The sequence below is a fragment of the Bacteroides sp. RTP31139st1_H2_RTP31139_211217 genome (genome assembly GCF_040227615.1).
Lineage (GTDB): Bacteria > Bacteroidota > Bacteroidia > Bacteroidales > Bacteroidaceae > Bacteroides > Bacteroides uniformis.
Map to the genome: position 1 here is coordinate 3,249 of NZ_JBCNZM010000191.1, position 4,600 is coordinate 7,848.

At 49.8% G+C, this 4,600-nt stretch carries 4 protein-coding genes; 3 read left to right on the forward strand and 1 reads right to left on the reverse strand.

The window, feature by feature from the left end:
* Positions 1-6: 6 nt before the first annotated feature.
* On the forward strand, positions 7-390 hold the full coding sequence (locus tag ABUA47_RS21210) for an MmcQ/YjbR family DNA-binding protein (protein ID WP_005824086.1): 384 nt from the start codon (positions 7-9) through the stop codon (positions 388-390).
* Here the strand turns inward: ABUA47_RS21210 and aroB are convergent.
* Positions 366-1,427: a 3-dehydroquinate synthase gene (aroB, locus tag ABUA47_RS21215; protein ID WP_118067094.1), complete on the reverse strand. Its 1,062-nt coding sequence runs from the start codon at positions 1,425-1,427 to the stop codon at positions 366-368. The genes ABUA47_RS21210 and aroB overlap by 25 nt on opposite strands.
* Before the next feature lie 207 nt (positions 1,428-1,634).
* Between aroB and ABUA47_RS21220 the strand changes: the two genes are divergently transcribed.
* Complete coding sequence (locus ABUA47_RS21220) at positions 1,635-2,048, forward strand: hypothetical protein (RefSeq protein ID WP_009037184.1); 414 nt, start codon at positions 1,635-1,637, stop codon at positions 2,046-2,048.
* A gap of 107 nt (positions 2,049-2,155) precedes the next feature.
* On the forward strand, positions 2,156-4,600 hold a 2,445-nt coding region (locus tag ABUA47_RS21225; RefSeq protein ID WP_349832008.1), incomplete at its 3' end, for a TonB-dependent receptor.

The window sequence follows — 4,600 nt, forward strand, 5'->3', positions numbered from 1 at the left end:
TGAGCGATGAATGTGGAAGAATTCAGAGAATACTGTCTCTCCTTGCCGGGAGTGAGCGAGAAGATGCCTTTTCCTAATGTGGCCGACAGATACAGCCGCGATGTGCTTTGCTTTTATGTGGGCGACAAGTGGTTCTGCTTTGTCAATATCGAAGTGTTCGACTTCTGCTGCATCAAGTGCCGCCCGGAGGAATCAACGGAGCTGCGGGCAAGGTACGAGGGGGTGAAGCCGGGGTGGCACATGAACAAGAAGTATTGGAACAGTGTGTATTTTAATCAGGATGTACCGGACAGCATTATCCGAGAACTGGTGGCACGCTCCTATCGGCTGGTTGTGGAGAGCCTGCCGAAGAGGGAGCGGGAGCGTTATACCCCCATGCACTCCCTATAAAAGTCGAACATTTCGAAGATAGTCTCCTTGTCTGCCGTCTGGTTGAGACAGATGTCACCCACTTCTTTCAATAGGGTGAAGTTGATGACTCCGGCGGTATTCTTCTTGTCATGCTTCATCAGTTCGTACAGCTGGTGGTACTGTTTGCAGTTGAAGGTGAAGCTGCCATAATTCTCTTTGACGAATTGGATGGTCTGGCGCATCTTGTCCTTCGGGAATCCGGTCTTTATATAAGAAAGGTAGAGTTCGCAGACCAGCCCCCATGCCACTGCATAGCCGTGCAGCACCGGACGCCTTTCGGCAAGGGCGAGGCTTTCGAAGGCGTGTCCTACGGTGTGTCCCAGGTTCAGGGCTTTGCGGATGCCATGTTCCAGTGGGTCCTCTTCTACGATGCGTTCCTTTACCTGCACGGAACGTCCTACCATGGACTTCAGTAAGGCATAATCTATCTTTTCCGTATCGAATGACAGCAGTTCTGCCAGATGTTCCGGGGTACTGATGAGGCCGTGCTTCAACATCTCCGCATAGCCGGAGAAGAAGTTATGGGCATCGAGGCTGCGCAGGAATTCGGTTTCCAGCAGCACGCAGGCGGCAGGAGCAAAAACACCGATTTCATTCTTCAGACCGTTGAAGTTGATGCCCGTCTTGCCTCCCACGGAAGCGTCGACCATGGCGAGTAGCGTAGTGGGAACGTTGATGTAGGCGATGCCCCGCTTGAAGGTGGAAGCGGCAAAACCGCCAAGGTCGGTCACCATGCCACCGCCCAGATTGATGAGCAGGGAGTGGCGGCTGGCCCCTTTCTCGCTCAGGGCTTGCCATACGGCAGCCAGCGTTTCCAGATTCTTGTGCACATCTTCTGCCCCGATAATAATCTCTTCCGCTTCTTCCAGGGCGGGAATACCGTCCAGATGCGGGCGGCAGAGGCGGTGGGTATGCTCGTCGGTAAGGATGAAAAGCTTGTCATGGGGACACTTCTCTATGGCATGCGTCAGGCTGTTTGCCAGTCCTTCGCAAAGGATTACTTCTTGTTTACTCATCTTGTTAATTACAAATTACGAATTACCAATTACTGATGTTACGGATTATGAAGGAAAGGGAGCCTTCTTCATTATATTGTGGCACAAAGATAGCTCTTTTGGCAATAAAACGTTATCTTTGTCCCGTGAAATTCTATGGGTGGCAAGGTGTTTCCGTCATCTGCCTCCCGCTATTTGTAATTAGTAATTTGTAATTGATTGATAGAAATGAGAGCATTACTTCCCGTTTATTGCCGTCCGCTGGGTTATTTCATCATAGCTCTGGCGTTGTTCCTTCCTTTCATATTCCTATTGTGGGGAAAAGTGACAGATGCCAACTTGCTGTTTTACAAGGAATGCTCCAAACTCCTGATGATGATGGGGGCACTGATGATAATCTTTGCCTTGACGAAGAACGAGAATAAGGAGATAGAGCAGGTGCGCAACAAGGCCACGCGCAATGCCATCTTTCTGACCGTTCTTTTTATCTTCGGCGGTATGCTCTACCGGGTGGCGCAGGGTGACCTCCTTTCGGTCGATTCTTCTTCTTTTCTCATATTTCTTATATTGAATGTGCTTTGCTTGGAATTTGGTATAAAGAAAGCGACAGTTGATAGATTATTTAAGCGGAATGGTCGATAAATAAAGCAAATCGTCATGTGGGGCATTAAACCTTTTGCCCGGAAGTCTGTCAAATGAAACAGTGAATAAAAGGCATTGCTCATTTAGAATAGACAAAGAATAGACACATGAAGAAAATTATCACGGGGATGGCGTTGCTGTTGGTAACAACGCTGTCTGCATTTTCACAGACCAAAAACATTACGGTATCGGGCCGTGTCGTGGAGGACACCAAGGAGCCTGCGATACAAGCTACCGTGCAGTTGCTTTTGTTGCCAGACAGTGTTCAGGCATCGGGTACGGCCACTACGGCACAAGGTTATTTCACTCTTCCCAAAGTCAGTGCGGGTAAATACGTGCTGAAGGTTTCCTACATCGGATTCAAGAGCCAGTACATCCCTTTACACCTTTATGCTACGACAACTGCCAAGAACGTGGGTACACTGACACTGGAAACGGATGCGGTGATGCTGGCCGAGGCTGTGGTTACGGCAGAAGCGCCGCAAGTGCAGGTGGTGGAAGATACACTGGTATATACCTCATCTGCCTATCGTACCCCCGAGGGAGCCATGCTCGAGGAGTTGGTGAAGAAGCTGCCCGGTGCGGAGATTGACGACGAGGGTAATGTGAAAATCAACGGTAAGGACTTGTCGAAGATTATGGTCGACGGCAAGGAGTTCTTCGGTGGAGACGTAAAGACCGGTTTGAAGAACCTGCCGGTAGATATGATAGAGAAGCTGAAAACCTACGATAAGAAGTCCGATTTGGCACGTATCACCGGTATTGACGACGGTGAGGAGGAGACGGTGCTCGACCTGACCGTAAAGAAAGGCATGAACCAGGGTTGGTTCGGTAATGCCGACGTGGCCGGAGGGACGGAAGACCGCTATATGGGCCGCTTTATGCTGAACCGCTTCGTGGACAAAACCCAGGTGTCGGTAGTGGGTTCTGCCAATAACGTGAACGACCAGGGCTTTTCGGGCGGTGGCGGTCCTCCGCGCTGGCGCAGGAACAACGGACTTACTGCAACGAAAATGCTGGGTGTGAACTTCGCTACCCAAACCGATAAGCTGGAACTGGGCGGTAGTGCACGCTACAACTATCAGGATGGGGATATTGCAAGTATCGGTTCTACCGAGGACTTTCTGCCGGACGGCAACTCTTACTCCAACTCGAACAGCAGGCAACGTAACAAAGCCAAGAATTTCAATGCCGATTTCCGTATGGAGTGGAAGCCGGACTCGATGACGAATATCATTTTCCGTCCCAACTTCTCGTACGGCAAAACGGACAATCTCTCCAATTCTGAGAGCGGTACGTTCAATTCTGACCCTTACAGTCTGGTGAGCGACCCCAATAACTGGCTGAATCTGGAGAAGATTCTTAATCCGGACGATGACCCGTTGAGGAGTATCCGTATAAATGCTATCAACAGCGGTTCGCTGAACGACAACAAGAGTGTGTCTACGGATGCAACCTTGCAGTTGAACAGAAAGCTGAATGACAAAGGACGCAATGTCACGTTCCGTGGAAGATTCGGTTATACCAATAATGACAACAACCAGTATACGGAGTCGGAAACACATTACTTCCAGTTACTGAATGCTTTGGGAGGAGACTCCATCTTGGTTCGTAACCAGTACATCACTACTCCTACCAAGAACTACAATTACAGTGCACAGCTGACTTACAGCGAACCGATAGCCCGCGCCACTTTCTTGCAATTCAGCTATCAGTTCCAGTACAAGTATAGCGAGAGCGACAAGACGACGTATGATTTGCAGGACTTTCCGGATTGGGGATTGTCAACCCAGCTTCCCACGGGATATGAAGAGCATGCGGTGGATAGTCTGGGTAAGTATGCGGAATACCGCTACTACAACCACGATGCATCCGTGTCTTTGCGCTTTATCCGCGAGAAGTATCAGTTGAGCGCAGGTATGTCGTTCCAGCCGCAGCATTCTGTATTGTCCTATAAGCGCGGCGACTATATGATTGATACCACCCGCAATGTGTTCAACTTCGCTCCGAACCTGGACTTGCGCATCCGTTTCTCCAAGGTGAGCCAGCTGCGTATGACATACCGCGGGCGTAGCAGCCAACCGAGTATGGAGAATCTGTTGCCGATTGTGGACAACTCCAATCCGCAGAATGTACGTATCGGTAATCCGGGCTTGAAGCCTTCCTTCACGCACAACATGCGATTCTTCTATAATACGTATAATGCCGAAAAGCAGCGCGGTATTATGTCGCACGTCAACTTCTCGGCAACGCAGAATAGCATCAGCAATAGCCGTGTGTACAATTCGGAGACTGGTGGATGGACTACAACTCCGAAGAATATCAACGGTAATTGGAATGCGTTCGGCATGTTTGGCTTCAATACGGCACTGCCCAATAAGAAGTATACCATCAACTCCTTCTCCAATGCCAACTATCAGAACAATGTGGCTTATCTGACGTCCGGTAAGGGAGCAGATGCCGTGGAACGGAAGAATACAACCACCAACCTGACGCTGGGTGAACGTCTGAATGCCGCCTATCGTAATGACTGGTTTGAATTCGGCTTGAAC

Excerpts from the sequence above, each read along its gene's own strand:
- ABUA47_RS21210 (WP_005824086.1), top strand. The coding sequence starts at position 7 with ATGAATGTGGAAGAATTCAGAGAATACTGTCTCTCCTTGCCGGGAGTG.
- aroB (WP_118067094.1), bottom strand. The coding sequence starts at position 1,427 with ATGAGTAAACAAGAAGTAATCCTTTGCGAAGGACTGGCAAACAGCCTG.
- ABUA47_RS21220 (WP_009037184.1), top strand. The coding sequence starts at position 1,635 with ATGAGAGCATTACTTCCCGTTTATTGCCGTCCGCTGGGTTATTTCATC.